Source organism: Teichococcus oryzae, from assembly GCF_008386565.1.
GTDB lineage: Bacteria > Pseudomonadota > Alphaproteobacteria > Acetobacterales > Acetobacteraceae > Pseudoroseomonas > Pseudoroseomonas oryzae.
Window position 1 is genome coordinate 77,439 of sequence record NZ_VUKA01000007.1, and the last position, 18,599, is coordinate 96,037.

Consider the following 18,599-nt stretch of genomic DNA (forward strand, 5'->3'; position numbering starts at 1 on the left):
CGGCGATGGAGTTGCCATAAGGTTCGCTGTCCGCCCGACCAGCCTCCCGGGTATTCCGGAGGAGCGGGCAACCGGGTGCATGGCCTGATCGCCCGCGCGGACGGGCCGGCATCGGACCGGAGCGGCGGAGGGCACCATTCTCGACACGGGCAGGATCGGCCGCCACGGGGCCATGGAACGGCCGCGATGACGGGCTTCGCGCTTTCTCCGGGCGATCCGGTGCTGGTGACGGGCGCCTCCGGCTTCCTGGGCTCGGCCGTGGCGCGGGCATTGCTGGCACGGGGCGTCGCGCTGCGCGTCCTGGTGCGGCCGGCCAGCCCGCCCGGCAATCTGCAGGGTCTCGGCGCCGAGCCGGTGCGGGGCGACCTGACCGATCCCACCTCCCTCGTGGCGGCGATGCGGGGCATCCGGTACCTGTTCCATGTTGCCGCCGATTACCGGCTCTGGGCGCCCGATCCTTCGGTGATCCTGCGCGTCAATGTGGATGGCACCCGGGCATTGATGCGGGCGGCGCTGGAGGCCGGGGTGGAGCGTGTCGTCCATACCAGCAGCGTCGCCACGCTGAAGGTGGCCGGTGCCACGGCCCCGGTGGACGAAACCGCGCCGCTTGGTCCGGATGAGGCGATCGGCACCTACAAGCGCAGCAAGACCCTGGCCGAGCGGGCGATCGAGGAGATGGCGGCACGGGACGCTCTGCCGGCGGTGATCGTCAACCCTTCCACCCCGATCGGCCCGCGCGACATCCGCCCGACGCCGACGGGCCGCGTGATCCTGGACGCGGCGCTGGGCCGGATCCCTGCCTTTGTCGACACCGGGCTGAACTTCGCCCATGTGGACGACATCGCGGAAGGCCACATCCTGGCCTTCGAGCGGGGCCGCATCGGGGAGCGCTACATCCTCGGCGGCGAGAACCTGTCGCTGCAAACCCTGCTGGCCGAGATCGCGCGACGCAGCGACCGGCGCCCGCCGCGCGTGAAGCTGCCGCGCGCGCCATTGTTCCCCCTCGCGGCTGGGGCGGAGCTTTACGCGCGCCTTTCCGGCAAGGAACCCCTGCTGACCCTCGATGGGCTGCGCATGTCGCGCTACCGCATGTATTTCTCCTCGGCCAGGGCGGAACGCGAGCTGGGCTACCGCGCGCGCCCCTGGCAGGAGGGGGTGGCGGATGCGCTGGCCTGGTTCCGCGCCGAGGGGCGCCTGCCGTGACGGCGGTGGCCCTCGCGTCGCTGGCCATCTGGCTCGTGCTGGTGTTTGGGCGCGGCTTCTTCTGGCTGATGCGGGAGCGCGACGACCGCGGCCCCGCGCCGCCCGAGCCCGCGGAATGGCCCGCCGTGGTCGCCGTGGTGCCGGCGCGGGACGAGGCGGATGTGATCGCCCGCTCGGTCGGCAGCCTGTTGCAGCAGGATTATCCCGGGCCGTTCCGCGTGGTGCTGGTGGATGACAACAGCGCCGACGGCACCGCCGACCGCGCCCGGCAGGCCGCCGCCGGTGCCCGCATCCCGCTCGAGATTCTCTCCGGCTCGGCCCTGCCCCCCGGCTGGACCGGCAAGCTCTGGGCGCTGCACCAAGGGGTGGCACGCGCCAGCGAGACGGCGCCGGACTTCATCCTCCTGACCGATGCCGATATCGGCCACGCGCCGGACAACCTGCGCGCCCTGGTGCGCCGGGCGCAGGCGGGGCGCCACGCGCTGGTGTCGCTGATGGCGGAACTGTCCTGCGCCACCCGGGCGGAGCGGTTCCTGATCCCCGCCTTCGTGTTCTTCTTCGCCATGCTCTATCCCTTCGCCGCCGTGGCCCGACCCGGCAGCCGCGTCGCCGCCGGGGCGGGCGGCTGCATGCTGGTGCGCCGCGCGGCGCTGGAACGGGCCGGCGGCATCGCCTCCATCCGCGCCGCGATCATCGATGACTGCGCCCTGGCGCAGCGGCTGAAGGGGGAAGGGCCGATCTGGCTGGGCCTGACGCGACGGGCCCGCAGCCTGCGCCCCTATGGCAGCGTGGCGGAGATCGGCCGGATGGTGTCGCGTTCGGCCTATGCGCAGCTGGGATATTCGCCGCTGTTGCTGGCGGGCACGGTGCTGGGGATGGTGGTGACCTATCTGGCGCCGCCCGTGCTGGCGCTGTTCGGGACGGGGGCGGGCCGGATGGCGGGCGCCGCCGCCTGGCTGTTGATGGCGGTCGCTTTCCAGCCGATGCTGCGCTTTTATCGCGTTTCGCCGCTCTGGGGCGTGGCGCTGCCGGTGATCGCCGCCGCCTATGCTTGGTTCACTCTGCGATCCGCATGGCAGGTCTGGCGCGGCAGGGGCGGGCAATGGAAAGGCCGGTCGCAGGCCATGGCGGAGGGTGCATGAGCGGCGCGGCGGAACTGGCTTCCGGCAAGGGGCACAAGGACGAGAATTTTCCTGTCGCTTCCCGCCTGGTGCGGCCGGAACTGCGCCCGGCCATCCTGGCCTTCTACCGCTTCGCCCGCGCCGCCGATGATGTGGCGGATCACGCCACGGCTGCGCCCGAAAGAAAGCTGGCGCAGCTCGATGGCCTGGAAGCCGGCCTGCGTGGGGAGCGCGGCGCCAGCCCGGAAGCCGAGGCGCTGCACGCGGTGCTGCGCGCGCGGGGCCTTCCGGACCGGCACCCGCTGGACCTGCTGGAAGCGTTCCGCCGCGACGTCACGCAGCGCCGCTACGCCGACTGGGCGGAACTGATGGATTATTGCCGCTATTCCGCCGCGCCGGTGGGACGCTTCGTGCTGGACCTGCATGGCGAGGACCGGCATTGCTGGCCCGCCAATGACGCACTCTGCGCCGCGCTGCAGGTGATCAACCATCTGCAGGATTGCGGCAAGGACCGGCGCGCGCTGGATCGCGTCTACCTGCCGCTCGACGCGCTGGCGGCGGAGGGCATCGGGGTGGAGGCGCTGGATGCGCCGCGCGCCGAGCCGCCCTTGCGGAAGGCGATCGCCGGCCTCGCCGGCCGCACGGAAGAACTGCTGGCGCGGTCCCGCCCCCTGGCCGGGCAGATCGCCGACCGGCGCCTGTCGCTGGAGGTGGGCGTCATCCAGTCCCTGGCGGAAAGCCTGGTGGTGCGGCTGCAACGGCGCGACCCTCTCTCGGAGCGCGTCCATCACCGCGCGCCGGAAGCGCTGGCTCTGGCCCTGCGTGGCGGCGCGGCGGCGCTGCTGGCCCGGCTGCGCCCGGCGCGGAGCCTGGAGGCATGAGCACGACAACCCTCGCGGCCGACCCCGCGGCGCTGCGGGCCCAGCTTTCCGGCAGTTCCTTCTACGCCGCCATGCGTCTGATGCCGCCGGCCGAGCGCGCCGCCATGTTCGCGGTCTATGCCTTCTGCCGCGCCGTGGACGACATCGCCGATGACGGCACCCGCCCCCGTCCCGCCCGCGCGGCGGAGCTGGAGGCATGGCGTGCCGATCTGGCCGCCCTTTACGCGGGCGGGCCGCCGGGCCGCGCCGCCTTTCTGGCCGGCCCGCTGCGCGATTTCGGCCTCCGGCAAGCGGATTTCCAGGCGGTGGTCGATGGCATGGCGATGGATGTTGCGGCGGACATCCGGGGGCCGGACCTCGCCACGCTGGACCTTTACTGCGACCGCGTGGCCAGCGCGGTGGGCCGCCTGTCCACCCGGATCTTCGGCATGCAGGAGGCGCCCGGCCTCGCCCTGGCGCATGAGCTGGGCCGGGCGTTGCAACTCACCAATATCCTGCGCGACCTCGACGAGGATGCCGCCATTGGCCGGCTGTACCTGCCGCGCGAGCTGCTGCGCGCGGCCGGCATCGAAGCGCATGACCCCGCCGCGGTGCTGGCCGATCCGCGCATCGACGCCGCCTGCCGGGCCTTGGCGGAACGCGCCCTGGGCCATTTCGCCGCCGCGAACCGCATCCTGCGCGCCCGGCCGCGCGGCCGGTTGCTGGCGCCGCGGCTGATGGAGGCGGTGTACCGCGCCATCCTGCGCGACATGCAGGCCGAGGGCTGGGCGCCGCCGCGCCGCCGCATCCGCATCGGCAAGGCGCGGCTGCTTTGGATCATCGCGTGCTGCAGCCTGCGGCGATGAGCGCCGCCATGGTTCATGTGGTCGGCGCCGGGCTGGCCGGGCTGTCGGCGGCGGTGTCGCTGGCCGGGCGGGGGATGGCGGTCACGCTGTGGGAAGCGGCGCCGCAAGCGGGGGGACGATGCCGCTCCTACCACGATCCGCAGCTCGGCATGGTGATCGACAATGGCAACCATCTGGTGCTGTCGGGCAACCAGGCCGTGGCGCGCTATCTTTCGGCCATTGGCGCGGAGGAGCGGCTGGAAGGGCCGGACGAGGCCGCCTTTCCCTTTCTGGACCTGCGCGACGGCACGCGCTGGGTGCTGCGGCCCAACAATGGCCGCCTGCCCTGGTGGGTGTTGCAGTCCGGGCGGCGCGTGCCGGGCACCCGGCCGCAGGATTACCTGGCGCTCGCCCGGCTGCTGCGGCGGCAGCCCGGCCGCCGCATCGATGCCCTGCTGCCCTGCCGGGGCGCGCTGTGGGAGCGGTTGCTGCGTCCCGTGCTGCTGTCGGCGCTGAACACGGCGCCGGAGGAAGGCGCGGCCGATCTGGCCGGGGCGGTGCTGCGGGAAAGCCTTGGCCGGGGCGGACGGGCGGCCTGGCCGCGTATCGCCAGCCCAACCCTGGCGGCGGCCTTTGTCGATCCGGCGATCGCCTTCCTGAGCCGGCGGGGCGCCGCCATCCGGTTCGGGCAGCGGCTGCGTGGCCTGTCGCTGGAGGATGGGCGGGTGTCCGGCCTCGCCTTTGGCGGGCCCATGGTGACGCTGGGCCCGCGGGACCGGGTGGTGCTGGCCGTGCCACCATGGACCGCGGCGGAGCTGCTGCCCGGCCTTTCCGTGCCGGAGGATTTTCGCCCGATCCTCAACGCGCATTTCCGCGCCACTCCGCCGCCAGGGGCGCCGGCCCTGGCCGGGCTTGTGGGCGGGCTGGTGGATTGGGTGTTCGCCTTTCCCGACCGGCTTTCTGTCACGATCAGCGATGCGCGCCACCTGATGGAGGAACCGTCCGACGCGCTGGCGGCGCGGCTATGGGCGGAGGTGGCGCGGCTGCACGGCCTTTCCGCCGAGGCGCCGCAGAACGGCATTCCACCCTGGCGCATCGTCAAGGAACGCCGCGCCACCTTCGCCGCGACACCCGAGCAGGAGGCGCGCCGCCCCTCCCCGCGCACCGGATGGACCAATCTGGTCCTGGCCGGCGACTGGGTGCGCACCGGCCTGCCCGCCACGATCGAGGGCGCCTTGCGTTCGGGGGAGGCCGCCGCGGCGCTCTCCCTCTCCCCAAGCGAGGCCAAGTCTGAGATGGTCGCCCCATGAACATGATGCAGGGCAACATCCGTCAGGCGCCCGCGGCATCCCCGCTGGAGGAGGTCGAGGCCGCGCTGCGGCGGGCCGCGGAGGCGCTGCGCCGCCAGCAACGCCCCGATGGCCACTGGGTGTTCGAGCTGGAGGCCGATGCCACCATTCCCGCCGAATACGTGCTGCTGCGCCATTACCTAGCCGAGCCGGAGGATTCGGCGCTGGAGGCGAAGATCGGCGCCTATCTGCGCCGCATCCAGGGCGCGCATGGCGGCTGGCCGCTGTTTCATGGCGGCGCCTTCGACCTCAGCGCGTCGGTGAAGGCTTACTTCTGCCTGAAGATGATCGGCGACGATCCGCAGGCGCCGCACATGGCGCGCGCCCGGGCGGCGATCCTGGCGGCGGGCGGCGCGCGGCGGGCCAATGTGTTCACCCGCATCCTGCTGGCGCAGTTCGGCGAGTTGTCCTGGCGGTATGTGCCCACCATTCCGGTGGAGATGATCCTGGCGCCGCGCTGGCTGCCGGTCCACCTGTCGAAGATGTCCTATTGGGCGCGCACTGTGCTGGTGCCGCTGCTGGTGTTGCAGGCCCTGCGGGTGCGGGCACGCAATCCGCGCGGCGTGCGCATCCCCGAATTGTTCTGTGCCGCCGCCAGGCCGCCGCGCCGCCATGGCCACCAGCATCCCGGCTGGGCGATGTTCTTCAACGGTCTGGACCGCGTGCTGAAGCTGGGCGAGCCTTTCTGGCCCCGCGCCCTGCGCCGCCGGGCCATCGCGCGCTGCGTCGATTTCGTGACGGAACGGCTGAACGGGGAGGATGGCCTCGGCGCCATCTATCCCGCCATGGCCAACAGCGTGATGATGTTCGACGCGCTGGGCTACCCGCCGGACCACCCCGACCGCGCCATCGCCCGCCGCTCGATCGAGAAGCTGCTGGTGGTGGCGGATGACGAGGCTTATTGCCAGCCCTGTGTCTCCCCGGTCTGGGACACGGCGCTGGTCAGCCATGCCCTGATGGAAGCCGGCGGCCAGGCCGACATGGCGGCGGCGCGGCGTGGCCTGGAATGGCTGAGGCCCCTCCAGGAACTGGAGGTGAAGGGCGACTGGGCGGAATGGCGCCCGGATGTGCGCCCCGGCGGCTGGGCCTTTCAGTACCGCAACGCGCATTATCCCGACCTCGACGACACCGCGGTGGTGGTGATGGCGATGGACCGCGCCCGCGACGCCTGCGATGCCGGCTATGACGCCGCCATCGACCGCGCGGTGGAATGGACAACAGGGCTGCAAAGCCGCGATGGCGGCTGGGGCGCCTTCGATGCGGACAACCACCACCAATACCTGAACAACATCCCGTTCGCCGATCACGGCGCGCTGCTCGACCCACCCACCGCCGATGTCAGCGCCCGCTGCATCAGCATGCTGGCGCAACTGGGAGAGGCGCCGGACAGTTCCCGCATGCGCGCCGCCCTCGGCTTCCTGCTGCGGGAACAGCTGGCTGACGGCAGCTGGTTCGGCCGGTGGGGCGTCAACTACATCTATGGCACCTGGTCGGCGCTATGCGCGCTCAACGCCGTCGGCACCGAGGAGGTGGCGCCGGCGATCCGCCGTGGCGCCGAATGGCTGCTGGCCATCCAGAACGCCGATGGCGGCTGGGGCGAGGCATGCGACAGCTACAAGCTCGATTACCGTAGCTATGAGGCGGCGGCGTCCACCGCATCGCAGACCGCCTGGGCGTTGCTGGGGTTGATGGCGGCCGGGGAGGTGGACCATCCGGCGGTCGCACGCGGCATCGCCTGGCTGCAGGCGCAGCAGGACGATGATGGATTGTGGTCGCAGGAGGCGCATACCGGCGGCGGCTTTCCGCGGGTCTTCTATCTGCGCTACCACGGCTATCCCAAATTCTTCCCGCTCTGGGCGCTGGCGCGCTACCGCAACCTGAAGCGCAGCAACGCGCGGCGGGTGCCGCATGGGATGTAGGCCCGCCGCATGACGGTGCTGGCCGTCACCGGGCTGCGGCGGGAAGCGCGCATCCTCGCCTCGCCCGGCGTCACGGTGCTGCCCGGGGGCGGGGATGCCGCCCGGCTCGCCACCCTGCTGGAGCAGGCCGCCGCCGATGTGTCGGGCATCATCAGCATCGGCATCGCCGGCGCGCTGGCGCCCGGCCTGCATCCCGGGGAGTGGGTGGTGGCGGACGCCATCCATGACGATGGCGGCGCTGTTCTGGCGACGGATGCCGGATGGTCCGCGCGGCTGCTCGCGAAACTGCCCGGCGCGCGGTTCGGGCCGATGCTCGGGCGGGACGGCATGGTGGCCGAAGCCGCCGAGAAGGGCGCCTTGCATCGCCGCACGGCAGCGCTGACGGTGGACATGGAATCGCATCTCGCCGCCCGGGTGGCAGCACGGAAGGGCCTGGCCTTCGCCGCGGCGCGCGTGGTGTCGGATGGCGCGGCGCGCAGCCTGCCTCCCGCCGCGCGGGTCGGCATGCGGCCCGATGGCGGCATGGACCTGCGCGCCGTGCTGCGCGCCCTGTGCGTCCGGCCCGGCCAGCTTCCCGCCCTGGTCCGCACAGGGTGGGAAGCGGAGCGGGCCTTTCGGGCCTTATTCCGCGGCCAGCGTTTCCTCGGCGCCGGGCTTGCCGGCCCCTGCCTTGCGCCCGCGGATCTCGGCCAGCTTCCGCGAAACATGGCTTGAAAACACGTATTCGGCCGGGCGCTGGTTGTCGAGCGGGATGTCGGCGGCCATCGGCCCTTCCGTGCGGATGCCACGGACCGAGACGGCCAGCGCCTTCAGCGGGTTCTGCACCATGTGCCTGACGGCCGAGGCCTCGAAGCCGGAATGCACCATGCAGTCGGCGCATTTCTCATAATTGCCGACGCCGTACTTGTCCCATTCGGTGTCGTCCATCAGCTCCCGGAAGGTTTTGGCATAGCCTTCGCCCAGCAGGTAGCAGGGCTTCTGCCAGCCGAACACGGTGCGCGTCGGGTTGCCCCAGGGGGTGCACTTGTAGGCCTCGTTGCCGGCCAGGAAGTTCAGGAACATGCGCGACTGGGTGAAGGGCCAGGCCCGCCCGCCGCGCCCGCGCGCCAGGATGCCGCGGAACAGCTCCTTGGTCTTGGTGCGGTTCAGGAAGTGCTGCTGGTCCGGCGCCCGCTCATAGGCATAGCCGGGGGAAACAGTGATGCCATCCAGCCCCAGCGCCTTCATGTCGTCGAAGAAGGCGGCCGTCTCGGCCGGGTCGGCGTCGTTGAACAGGGTGCAGTTGATGCTGACCTGGAAGCCCCTGGACTTGGCGAGCTTGATGGCCTCCACCGCCTTGTCATAGACCCCGCGCTGGCAGACCGACTTGTCGTGCATCGCCTGGTTGCCATCCAGGTGGATGGACCAGGTGAAGGACGGATCGGGCTTGTAGTCGTCGATCTTCTTGGCCAGCAGCAGCGCGTTGGTGCACAGGATGACGAACTTCTTCTTCGCCAGGAAGCCGCGCACGATCTGCGGCATCTCCTTGTGCAGCAACGGCTCGCCGCCGGCGATCGAGACGACGGGGGCGCCGCATTCCTCGATCGCCTCCATGCACTCGTCATAGGACAGGCGCTGGTTCAGGATCTCGTTCGGGTAGTCGATCTTGCCGCAGCCGGCGCAGGCCAGGTTGCAGCGGAACAGCGGCTCCAGCATCAGCACCAGCGGATAGCGTTCGCGGCCGCTGAGGTGCTGCTTCAGCAGGTAGGCGCCGATTCGGGCGGTCTGCAGCAGGGGAATGCCCAAGGCTGCGCTCCTCATCCTGGGTGCCGGGCGCCCGGCCCGGCCGAACCGGGCCGATGGCTGGGCGTGGAGCGCCGTTCTTCGCGGATTTCACGCCGCGGCGCCAGCCCGGTGGGCTGGCGCCGCATCACATCATCAGCGATGCGGACGCGCCGTCAAGGGCGAGGCTGTGGCGGTAGCCAGCATCGCCGGCGCGCCCTAGAAATCCGCACCATTCCGCAAGCATGCCCGAGGCGCCGCATTGGCCAGACCTTCTTCGTTGACCGGCCGCATGGTCGCCTTCAGCACACGGCGCCCGTGGCTGGTCTGCCTGCTCGGCCTGCTGCTGAGCCTGCTGGCCGGCGTCTACGCGGCGCGGAATTTCGCCATGACCACCGACACGGCGGAGCTGATCTCCCCCGACCAGCCCTGGCGGCAGCGCGAACTGGCCAGCAGCCGCGACTTCCCGCAGCGGCAGGGACTGATCGTGACGGTGATCGACGGCGCCACGCCGGAACTGGCGGAGGCCGGCGCCAGCCGGCTGGCCGCGGCGCTGTCCCGGCGGCCCGAACTGTTTCGCAGCGTGCGCCGTCCGGATGGCGGCGAATTCTTCGATCGCAATGGATTGCTGCTGCTGCCGCTGGAACAGGTCCGGGCCACCACCGAAAGGCTGGTGCAGGCGCAGCCCCTTCTCGGCCCGCTGGCGGCCGATCCCAGCCTGCGGGGCATCTTCACGACCTTCACCACCGCGTTACAGGGCGTCATCCAGGGCCGCGCGGAACTGGCTGATCTGCGCCCCGCGCTGGAAGCGTTGGCCGCGCCGCTGGAGGCGGCCGCCGCCGGCCGCGCCGCCTTCTTCTCCTGGCAGGCCCTGATGGGCGCCGGGCCGGCGGAACTGCAACAAACCCGGCGCATCGTGCTGGTGCAGCCGGTGCTGGATTACTCCGCCCTGCAACCCGGCGCCGCGGCCAGCGCCGCCCTGCGCGCCACGGCCCGCGAATTGGGGCTGACGCCCGGGCACGGCGTCACCGTCCGGCTGACCGGCCCCGTTCCGCTGGCCGATGAGGAGTTCGCCACCCTAGCCGAGGATGCGGGGCTGGTGACGGGGGCCATGCTGCTGGCGCTGGTGGGCATCCTGTGGCTCGCGGTGCGCTCCGGCCGCTTCATGCTGGCGATCCTGGCCACCACTCTGCTGGGGCTGGTGATGACGGCCGGGCTCGGCCTGCTGGCGATCGGGCGCTTCAACCTGATCTCCGTGGCCTTCATCCCGCTGTTCGTGGGCCTCGGGATCGATTTCGGCATCCAGTTCAGTGTCCGGGCCCGCGCCGAGCGGCTGCGCCATCCGCCGATCGAGGAGGCGCTGGTGGCGGCCGGGCGCAGCGTCGGCCGTTCCCTGGCGCTGGCCGCCGCCGCCATCGCCGCCGGCTTCTTCGCCTTCCTGCCGACCCATTTCATCGGCGTGGCGGAGCTGGGGGCGATCGCCGGCCTCGGCATGGTGATCGCCTTCCTGCTCAGCGTCACCCTGCTGCCGGCGATGCTGGTTCTGGTCCGGCCGCCGGCGCGCGGCCAGGCGGAGATCGGCTTCCCCCTCCTGGCCCCGGTGGAAGCGATGCTGGCGCGCCGTCGCCGCCCGGTGCTGGCGACGGCGGCGCTGGCGTCCCTCGCCTGCCTGGCGCTGCTGCCGCTGCTGCGCTTCGACTTCAACCCGTTGCACCTGCGCAGCCCGGATGTCGAATCCATGGCCACGCTGCGGGACCTGATGGATGATCCCGCCCGTTCGCCCAATGGCGTCAGCGTCCTGGCCCCGTCCCTCGCCGAGGCGCCGGCCCTGGCGCGCCGGCTGGAAGCCCTGCCCGAGGTGTGGCGCACCTTGTCGCTGCAAAGCTTCATCCCGGCCGACCAGGAGGAGAAGCTGGCGCTGATCGCCGATGCCGCCATGTTCCTCGGCCCGGCGCTGGAGGGGGTGCAGCCCGCTCCTTCTCCTGCCGATGCGGAGGTGCTGGCGGCCATGGCGCCGCTCGCGGCGGCGCTGCGGCAGGCCCCTGGGGATGGCGAGGCCGCCGCACGACGCCTCGCCGCCGCGCTGGACCGGCTGGCCAAGGCACCCGAGGCAGCAAGGGCCGCGGCGGCGGCGATGCTGGTGCCGCCGTTGCGGCTGCTGCTGTTCCAGGTGGAGGCGCTGCTGGGCGCGGAGCCGGTGACGCGCGACTCCCTGCCCCCGGAACTTGTCGCCGACTGGGTGACCGCCGATGGGCGCGCGCGGGTGGAGGCACTGCCACGGCCGGACGCGCAGGACGACGCGGCCCTGACCCGTTTCGCCGCCGCCATCCAGGCCATCGAGCCGGAAGCCACGGGCGTGCCGATCTCGGTGCGGGCGGCCGGCGGTTCCATCGTCACCGCCTTCATTCAGGCCGGCCTGCTGTCGGGCCTGGCCATCACAGCGCTGCTGGCGCTGGTGCTGCGGCGCGCGCGGGACGTGGCGCTGACCATGCAGCCGGTGCTGCTGAGCGGCCTGCTGACCCTGGCCAGCTGCGCTGCGCTGGACCTGCCGCTGAACTTCGCCAACATCATCGCCCTGCCGCTGCTGTTCGGCATCGGCGTCGCCTTCAACATCTACTTCGTCATGGCCTGGCGTGCGGGCGAGCAGGACCTGCTGCAATCCAGCCTGACCCGCGCCGTGGTGTTCAGCGCCCTGACCACGGCCACCGCCTTCGGCGCGCTCTGGCTGTCCAGCCATCCCGGCACGGCCAGCATGGGGCGGCTGCTGATGATCTCGCTGGGCTGGGAATTGCTGGTGACGCTGCTGGTCCGCCCGGCGCTGCTGGCCCGCCTGGCCGATGCGTGACGCGGGCCGTTCTTCTAGCCGGCCAGCAACCGAGCCGTGCGCTGCCGCAACTCCGCGATCAGCCGGTCCGCGCCGCCTTCCGCCAGCACCCTGGCGAAATCGGCGCGGCGCGAGGCCAGTTCGCTGATGGAGCCTGTCAGGTAGATGTCCACGATGCGCCACGCGCCACCGGACTGCCGCAGCAGGTAGTTCAGCTGCACCGGGTCGTTCCCCGGCCGGTCGAGCGCGGTCTGCACCATCCGGTCGTTGTTGCGGAGGGTGGATTGCCCGGTGGTGCGGAAGCTTTCGCCGCTGAAGCCGTCGAAGCGGCTGGCATAGGTCGCGACCGACCAGTCGGAGAAGGCCTGCACCAGCGCCTGCTGTTGAGCCGCCTCCATGCGGCTCCAGGGCGGGCCGATGGCGATGCGGGTCATGGCGGGCAGGTCGAAGGCAGCCTGCATCGCCGGCTGCAGCCGCTCGAACCGGCCGCGCGGGCCGAGCTGGCGGGCCTGCCGCATGATGCCGAGCAGCGCCTCGTGGAAGCGTTCCACCACCGCCTCGGGGCTGGCCTGGGCGGGAGCGGGCTGCGCCGTGGCGGCCAGGATGGCGCCAGCCAGCAGCAGGCGGCGCGTGGGGCGGGGATGGGTCCGGAAACGATGCATGGCGGTTCAACCTAGCACCGCCGCATCTGTTGCGCGAAAGCCGGCAGGAGGCCGCCCGCCTTCGGCTCATCCGGCCGGCGGCACCGCCATCATGCCTTGCCGCCCGCCTCATGCTCTGGTCTCCTGCGGGGCCGACATGCCGGGCGGCCTGCGCCCGTCGAAACTGGAATGGGCTGCGACATGAAACGACGCGATGCTTTCACCCTTTCAGCGGCCATGGGCATGGCCGCCGCCCTGCCGCGCTTCGCCATCGGTCAGCCGGCGTCGAGCCGCGTGCTGCGCTTTGTGCCGCAATCCAACCTGGGTTCGCTGGACCCGATCTGGACCACGGCCAACGTCACCCGCAACCACGCCTTCATGATCTACGACACGCTGTACGGGCTCGACGAGCAGTTCCGCCCGCAGCCGCAGATGGCCGAGGGCCACACGGTCGAGGATGACGGCAAGCTGTGGACCATCACCCTGCGCTCCGGGCTGAAGTTCCACGATGGCGAGCCGGTGCGGGCGCTGGACTGCGTCGCCAGCATCGACCGCTGGATGAAGCGCAGCCCGTCCGGCCAAGCCCTCGCCGCGGCGCTGGAGGAGATGACGGCCGCCGACGACCGGCGCATCCGCTTCCGCCTGAAGCGCCCCTTCCCGCGCCTGGTGCAGTCGCTCGCGGCGGCCACCAACCCGATCGCCTTCATCATGCCGGAGCGGGTGGCGCGCACCGACCCCTTCAAGCAGATCACCGAGAACATCGGCAGCGGCCCGTTCCGCTTCAAAGCCGACGAATACAATTCCGGCAGCCGCGTGGTGTATGAGCGCAACCCGGATTACAGCCCGACGCCGGTGGCCGCGAAGGGCCTGACAGCCGGGCCGAAGCAGGTGTTCTTCGACCGGGTCGAGTGGAACATCATCAGCGACGCCGCCACCTCCGCCGCCGCGCTGCAATCGGGCGAGATCGACTGGTTCGAGCAGCCGCCGCCGGAAATCCAGATGCTGTTCGCGCGGGACCGCAACATCAGCGTCACCGGCATGGACCCGCTGCCCATGCCGGCGCTGATGCGGCTGAACCACCTGCACCCGCCCTTCAACAACAAGAAGCTGCGGCAGGCGCTGCTGCCGGCGATCAACCAGGGCGACTTCATGGCCTCGGTGGTGGGCGACAACCCCGATCACTTCGTCACCAATGTCGGGGTGTTCACCCCCGGCACGCCGCTCGCCAGCCAGGCCGGGCTGGAGCCGCTGATGGGCGAGCGCAGCATCGACCGCGCCAAGGCCCTGATGAAGGAGGCCGGCTACACCGACCAGCCGATGCGGCTGATCGGCCCGACCGACATCCTGGCGCCCGCCGCCATCACCCAGGTGGGTGCCGACCTGTGCCGCCGCCTCGGCTTCAACATGGACCTGGTGATCACCGACTGGGGGACCGTGGTGCAGCGCCGCGCCAGCCGCGAGCCGCTGGAGAAGGGCGGCTGGAGCGCCTTCCTGACCAGCTTCTCCTCCTTCGACTGGGTTGATCCGGCGGCGCATGCGGCGCTGCGCGCCAACGGGGCCGGCGCCTGGCCCGGCTGGCCCGAGGTGCCGCGCATCGAGGAGTTGCGCATGCAATGGTTCGACGCGCCGGACCTCGCCTCGCAGAAGGCCATCGCCGAGCAGATCCAGCGCGTCGCCATCGAGGAGGTGCTGTTCATCCCGGTCGGCGCCTACAGGTCGATCACCGCCCTGCGCTCCAACCTGCGCGACCGGGTGCCCGGCTTCGCCATCTTCTGGAACATGCGGCGGGTCTAACAGCTCACTCAGTCCGAGATGCGGTCGCGCAGCCGCATCTCGGGCAGCCCGAGCACCAGGAGGAAGGCCGCCGTCATCACCAGGCCGCTGAGGCTGAAGCAGCCGGTGAGCGCGGTGCGGTACGCGTCGGCGACGGCGGCCTGCTGCGCCGCCGTGAAGCCCGACAGGGCCTCCACGCCGCGCTCGGCCAGGGCGCCCACATCGACGCTGCCGCCCAGCGCGGCATAGGCGGCGTTGAGCCGGGCCGACAGGATGGCGCCGGAGGCGGCGACGCCCACGGCGCCGCCCAGGGAACGGGCAAAGGTCATGGCGCCGGTGGCCGCGCCCAGTTCGCCATGCGCCACGGCATTCTGCACGGCCACGGTGAGGTTCGGCATGCCCATCCCCATGCCGAGGCCGAGAAGCCCCATGGACAGCAGGAACACCAGCGGCGACGCGCCAAGCCAGGCGAAGGCGGCGAGGCTGGCGAGGGCCACGGCCTCCAGCCCCAGCCCGGCCAGCAGGAAGGGCTTGTTGCGCCCGAGCCTGGCCACGATGCGGCCGCCAATGACCGAGCTCAGCACCATGCCGCAGACCTGCGGCAGCAGCATCGCGCCCGCCAGGGCCGGGCTCATCCCCAGCACGAGCTGGAAATACAGCGGCAGGAACACGGTGGAGCCCATCATGGCGAACACCATCATGCCGCCCACCGCGACGCCGCGGGCGAAGATGGCGTTGCGGAACAGCGATAGCCGGATCAGCGGCTCGGGGGCGCGCAGCTCGCGCCAGATGAACAGCCCGTACAGCGCGACGCAGGAGGCGGCGAGGCCCGCCGCCCGCCCGGAGATCCAGGGGAACTCGGTGCCGCCCCAGGCCAGCAACAGCAGCAGGGCCGCGGTGGCTGAGGCCAACAGGGCTGCGCCGGCATAGTCGATCGGCCGGCGCCGCCCGGCGGGCGGGGTGCGCAGCCCGAGCGCGATCATGGCCAGCGCCAGGATGCCGATCGGCAGATTGACATAGAACACCCAGCGCCAGCCCAGGGTCGAGGTGATCACGCCACCCAGCAGCGGCCCCGCCACGCTCGCCAGGGCGAAGGTGCCGGTGAACAGCCCCTGGTATTTCGGCCGCTGCCGCGGCGACACCACATCCCCGACGGCGGCCTGCGACAATACCAGCAGCCCGCCCGCGCCAACCCCCTGCACGGCGCGGAAGGCGATCAGCTGCTCCATGGATCGCGCGGCGCCGCAAAGCAGGGAGCCGGCGAGGAACAGCAGGATGGCGACAAAGAACAGCCGCCGCCGCCCGAACAGGTCCGACAGCTTGCCGTAAAGCGGCGTCGTGGTGGTGGAGGTCAGCATGAAGGCTGTGACCACCCAGGACAGGTGGGCCATGCCGCCGAGCTCCCCCACCATGCGTGGCAGGGCCGTGTTGACGATGTTCTGGTCCAGCGCCGCCAGGATCATGGTCAGCAGCGCGCCCGCCATCACCGTGCGGACGGGTGGGCGCTGCGGCGGCGTGGAGGGTTGCGGGGCGGGGTCGGCGGGAACCGGCCGGGCAAGACGACCGGGGTCCGGAATGGGTGAATGGGGCACCTGACCTCAACACATGATGGGGCGAAGGGTTCGGCGAAATGCAGCCTTTGGGCCTCGATCCGGAACCCGGCGCCGGCCCGTGGCGTTCCGGTGATACCCGATCCGATCCTGAAGGTTGGTCATGTCCCCACCTACCGCTCCTCGCCCGCAGCATTCGCGCCTGGCGCATTCCCGCTTGCCACGGATCATCGCCATTGTTCTGGCACTGGCCGGCCTGGGCACCGCGGCCGGAGGAGCCTGGCTGATCGCCCTGGGAGGGTCATGGTATTACCTGCCGGCCGGGCTGGCGATGCTGGGCACCGCCTTCCTGCTCTGGCGGCAGCGCCCGGCCGCGCTCTGGCTGTTCGCCCTGCTCGTCGCCGCCACCCTGCTCTGGGCGCTGTGGGAGGCGGGGCTGGATTGGTGGCCCCTGGCGGCGCGTGGCGACGTGCTGTTCGTGATCGGCATCCTGCTGCTGACCCCCTGGGTCACGCGGGGGCTGCGGGGGCCGGGCGACGCGCATCCGGCCAGCGCCCTGCGCGGCGGCGGCCTCGCCCTGTCGCTGGTGCTGCTGGCCGCGCTGGGCGTGGCGGTGGCCGCCATGCTGAACGATCCGCACCGCGTCGCCGGCACCCTGCCGGGGCCGCGCGCGCCGCAGCAGGCGGCGGGGCTGACGCAGCCGCCCGGAACGCCCCTGGTGCCGCCGGGGGAATGGCACGCCTATGGCCGCACCGGCTTCGGCCAGCGCTATTCGCCGCTGGCGCAGATCACGCCGGAGAATGTGGGGCGGCTGGAAGTGGCCTGGCAGTACAACACGGGCGATCTCCGCGGCCAGCCCGGCGACCCGGAGGAAACCACCTTCCAGGTCACGCCGCTCAAGATCGGCAACCGCCTTTACCTCTGCACGCCGCATCAAAGCGTGATCGCGCTGGAGGCCGATACCGGGCGGGAGGTGTGGCGCTACAACCCGCGCATCCAGGGCGATCTCGCCTTGCAGCACCTGACCTGCCGTGGCCTGTCCTATCATGACGGGCCGGGCTACGGCACCGCCGCCGCGGCACAGCCTGCCGGCACCGGGGAGCCTTCGCAGGCGGCATCGGCGCAGCCGCCGGCGCAGGTGCGGAGCAGCGACCAGCGATCGCCCCCGCCCCTGCGCCTGCCCGCAGCCACGGATGGCGCGCGCGGCATCGCCGATTGCCCGCGCAAGCTGTTCATGCCGACCGCCGATGGCCGGCTGATCGCGCTGGACCCGGAAACCGGCGCGGTCTGCACAGGCTTCGGCGAAGGCGGCCAGGTCAATCTCTGGGCCAACATGCCCCATGTGAAGCCCGGCGGCTATTATTCCACCTCGCCCGTGGTGGTGACGCGGGACCGGGTCATCGTCGGCGGCACGGTGCTCGACAATGTTTCCACCGCCGAGCCCTCGGGCGTCATCCGTGCCTTCGACGTCAACACCGGCGCGCTGCTGTGGAACTGGGATTCCGGCAACCCCGGGCAGACCGCGCCGCTGCCGCCGGACCAGACCTATACGCCGAACTCACCCAATAGCTGGTCGATCTCGGCCGTGGATGAGGCGCGGGGCATGGTCTATGTGCCGCTCGGCAACCAGCCGCCCGACCAGTGGGGCGCCGATCGCGGCCCGAACACGGAGCGTTTCTCCTCCTCCGTGGTGGCGCTCGACCTCGGCACCGGGCAGGTGCGCTGGGTGTTCCAGACGGTTCGTCACGACCTGTGGGATTACGACGTGCCCTCGCAGCCCAGCCTGATTGACCTGACGGTGAATGGCCAGACGGTGCCGGCGCTGGTGCAGCCGACCAAGCAGGGCGAGTTGTTCGTGCTGAACCGGGAAACCGGCCAGCCTGTCCTGCCGGTGACCGAGATCCCCGCGCCCCAGGGCGCCGTGGCGCCGGACCGCACCGCCGCCACCCAGCCAAAATCCCGCCTTTCCTTCGATCCGCCGCCTCTGACCGGGGCGCAGATGTGGGGCGCTACCCTGTTCGATCAGCTCGCCTGCCGCATCGCGCTGAAGCAGCTCCGCTATGAAGGGCGCTACACACCCCCGTCCCTGGAAGGGTCGCTGGTTTATCCGGGCAATTTCGGCGTGTTCAACTGGGGCTCCATCGCCGTCGATCCGCAGCGCCAAGTGGCTTTCACCACGCCCACCTACCTGGCCTTCGTGTCGCAGCTCGTGCCGCGGCCGGACAACACCAGCATGGTCGTGCAGGGCGGGAACCGGCCGGAAGGCAGCCTGCCGGCGCTGAACGAGAATTTCGGCGCGCCCTATGCGGTGAAGCTGGCGCCCTTCGTCTCGGTGCTCGGCCTGCCCTGCCAGCAGCCGCCCTGGGGCTATGTGGCCGGGGCGGACCTGACGACCGGCAACGTCCTCTGGCGGCACAGGAACGGCACCACGCGCGATGCGGCGCCCGTGCCGCTGCCTTTCCGCATGGGCGTGCCCAATCTCGGCGGCCCGATCATGACGGCGGGCGGGGTCGCCTTCCTGTCCGGCACCATCGATTATTACGTGCGCGCCTATGACGTCACGGATGGGCGGGAATTGTGGAAGGCCCGGCTGCCGGCGGGCGGCCAGGCCACGCCGATGACCTATCAGGGCCAGGATGGCCGGCAGTTCCTGCTGGTGGTGGCGGGCGGGCATGGCTCGCTGGGAACCAAGGCCGGCGATGCGGTGATCGCCTACGCCCTGCCGCGCTGAATGGTTCGCCCACCGCCTGGCA

13 protein-coding genes are annotated in these 18,599 nt (G+C 71.5%); 10 read left to right on the top strand and 3 right to left on the bottom strand.

What is annotated here, in order from left to right; genetic code table 11:
• The first annotated feature begins 186 nt into the window (after positions 1–186).
• The 7 genes from hpnA to F0Q34_RS14340 are packed head-to-tail and all read left to right on the top strand — an operon-like array spanning position 187 to position 8,011.
• The gene (hpnA, locus tag F0Q34_RS14310; protein ID WP_149812904.1) at positions 187–1,203 is read left to right on the top strand and encodes a hopanoid-associated sugar epimerase; all 1,017 of its coding nucleotides are present in this window, start codon (positions 187–189) and stop codon (positions 1,201–1,203) included.
• Positions 1,200–2,345: a glycosyltransferase gene (locus F0Q34_RS14315; RefSeq protein WP_149812905.1), complete on the top strand. Its 1,146-nt coding sequence runs from the start codon at positions 1,200–1,202 to the stop codon at positions 2,343–2,345. Before hpnA ends, F0Q34_RS14315 begins: the two co-directional genes overlap by 4 nt.
• A complete protein-coding gene (gene hpnC, locus F0Q34_RS14320) occupies positions 2,342–3,205 on the top strand; it encodes a squalene synthase HpnC (RefSeq protein ID WP_149812906.1) in 864 nt (287 codons plus the stop codon). Before F0Q34_RS14315 ends, hpnC begins: the two co-directional genes overlap by 4 nt.
• On the top strand, positions 3,202–4,050 hold the full coding sequence (gene hpnD, locus F0Q34_RS14325; protein ID WP_149812907.1) for a presqualene diphosphate synthase HpnD: 849 nt from the start codon (positions 3,202–3,204) through the stop codon (positions 4,048–4,050). Before hpnC ends, hpnD begins: the two co-directional genes overlap by 4 nt.
• Positions 4,047–5,339, top strand: a complete 1,293-nt coding sequence (hpnE, locus tag F0Q34_RS14330; RefSeq protein WP_206668037.1) for a hydroxysqualene dehydroxylase HpnE — start codon at positions 4,047–4,049, stop codon at positions 5,337–5,339. Before hpnD ends, hpnE begins: the two co-directional genes overlap by 4 nt.
• A gap of 2 nt (positions 5,340–5,341) precedes the next feature.
• Positions 5,342–7,297, top strand: a complete 1,956-nt coding sequence (gene shc, locus F0Q34_RS14335) for a squalene--hopene cyclase (protein ID WP_194163323.1) — start codon at positions 5,342–5,344, stop codon at positions 7,295–7,297.
• Between the two features lie 9 nt (positions 7,298–7,306).
• Positions 7,307–8,011, top strand: a complete 705-nt coding sequence (locus F0Q34_RS14340; RefSeq protein ID WP_149812908.1) for a phosphorylase family protein — start codon at positions 7,307–7,309, stop codon at positions 8,009–8,011.
• On the opposite strand, the gene hpnH is transcribed toward F0Q34_RS14340, so the two are convergent.
• Entirely contained in the window at positions 7,919–9,082 is a 1,164-nt protein-coding gene (gene hpnH / locus F0Q34_RS14345) for an adenosyl-hopene transferase HpnH (protein WP_149812909.1), read from the bottom strand. The two genes, F0Q34_RS14340 and hpnH, sit on opposite strands and share 93 nt — an antisense overlap.
• Positions 9,083–9,350: 268 nt before the next feature.
• Here hpnH and F0Q34_RS14350 point away from each other — a divergent pair, with 268 nt between their 5' ends.
• On the top strand, positions 9,351–11,903 hold the full coding sequence (locus F0Q34_RS14350) for an MMPL family transporter (RefSeq protein ID WP_149812910.1): 2,553 nt from the start codon (positions 9,351–9,353) through the stop codon (positions 11,901–11,903).
• A 14-nt stretch (positions 11,904–11,917) separates the two neighbouring features.
• Here the strand turns inward: F0Q34_RS14350 and F0Q34_RS14355 are convergent, their stop codons facing one another.
• The gene (locus F0Q34_RS14355; protein ID WP_149812911.1) at positions 11,918–12,544 is read right to left on the bottom strand and encodes an ABC transporter substrate-binding protein; all 627 of its coding nucleotides are present in this window, start codon (positions 12,542–12,544) and stop codon (positions 11,918–11,920) included.
• 180 nt (positions 12,545–12,724) lie between these two features.
• Between F0Q34_RS14355 and F0Q34_RS14360 the strand changes: the two genes are divergently transcribed.
• Positions 12,725–14,317, top strand: coding sequence for an ABC transporter substrate-binding protein (locus F0Q34_RS14360; RefSeq protein WP_149812912.1), 1,593 nt, complete (start codon positions 12,725–12,727; stop codon positions 14,315–14,317).
• Positions 14,318–14,325: 8 nt separating this feature from the next.
• Here the strand turns inward: F0Q34_RS14360 and F0Q34_RS14365 are convergent, their stop codons facing one another.
• The gene (locus tag F0Q34_RS14365) at positions 14,326–15,780 is read right to left on the bottom strand and encodes an MDR family MFS transporter (RefSeq protein ID WP_149813020.1); all 1,455 of its coding nucleotides are present in this window, start codon (positions 15,778–15,780) and stop codon (positions 14,326–14,328) included.
• Positions 15,781–16,009: 229 nt separating this feature from the next.
• Between F0Q34_RS14365 and F0Q34_RS14370 the strand changes: the two genes are divergently transcribed.
• Positions 16,010–18,577 (top strand): glucose/quinate/shikimate family membrane-bound PQQ-dependent dehydrogenase, encoded by a 2,568-nt coding sequence (locus tag F0Q34_RS14370; RefSeq protein ID WP_149812913.1) that lies wholly within the window; start codon positions 16,010–16,012, stop codon positions 18,575–18,577.
• Positions 18,578–18,599: the final 22 nt, after the last annotated feature.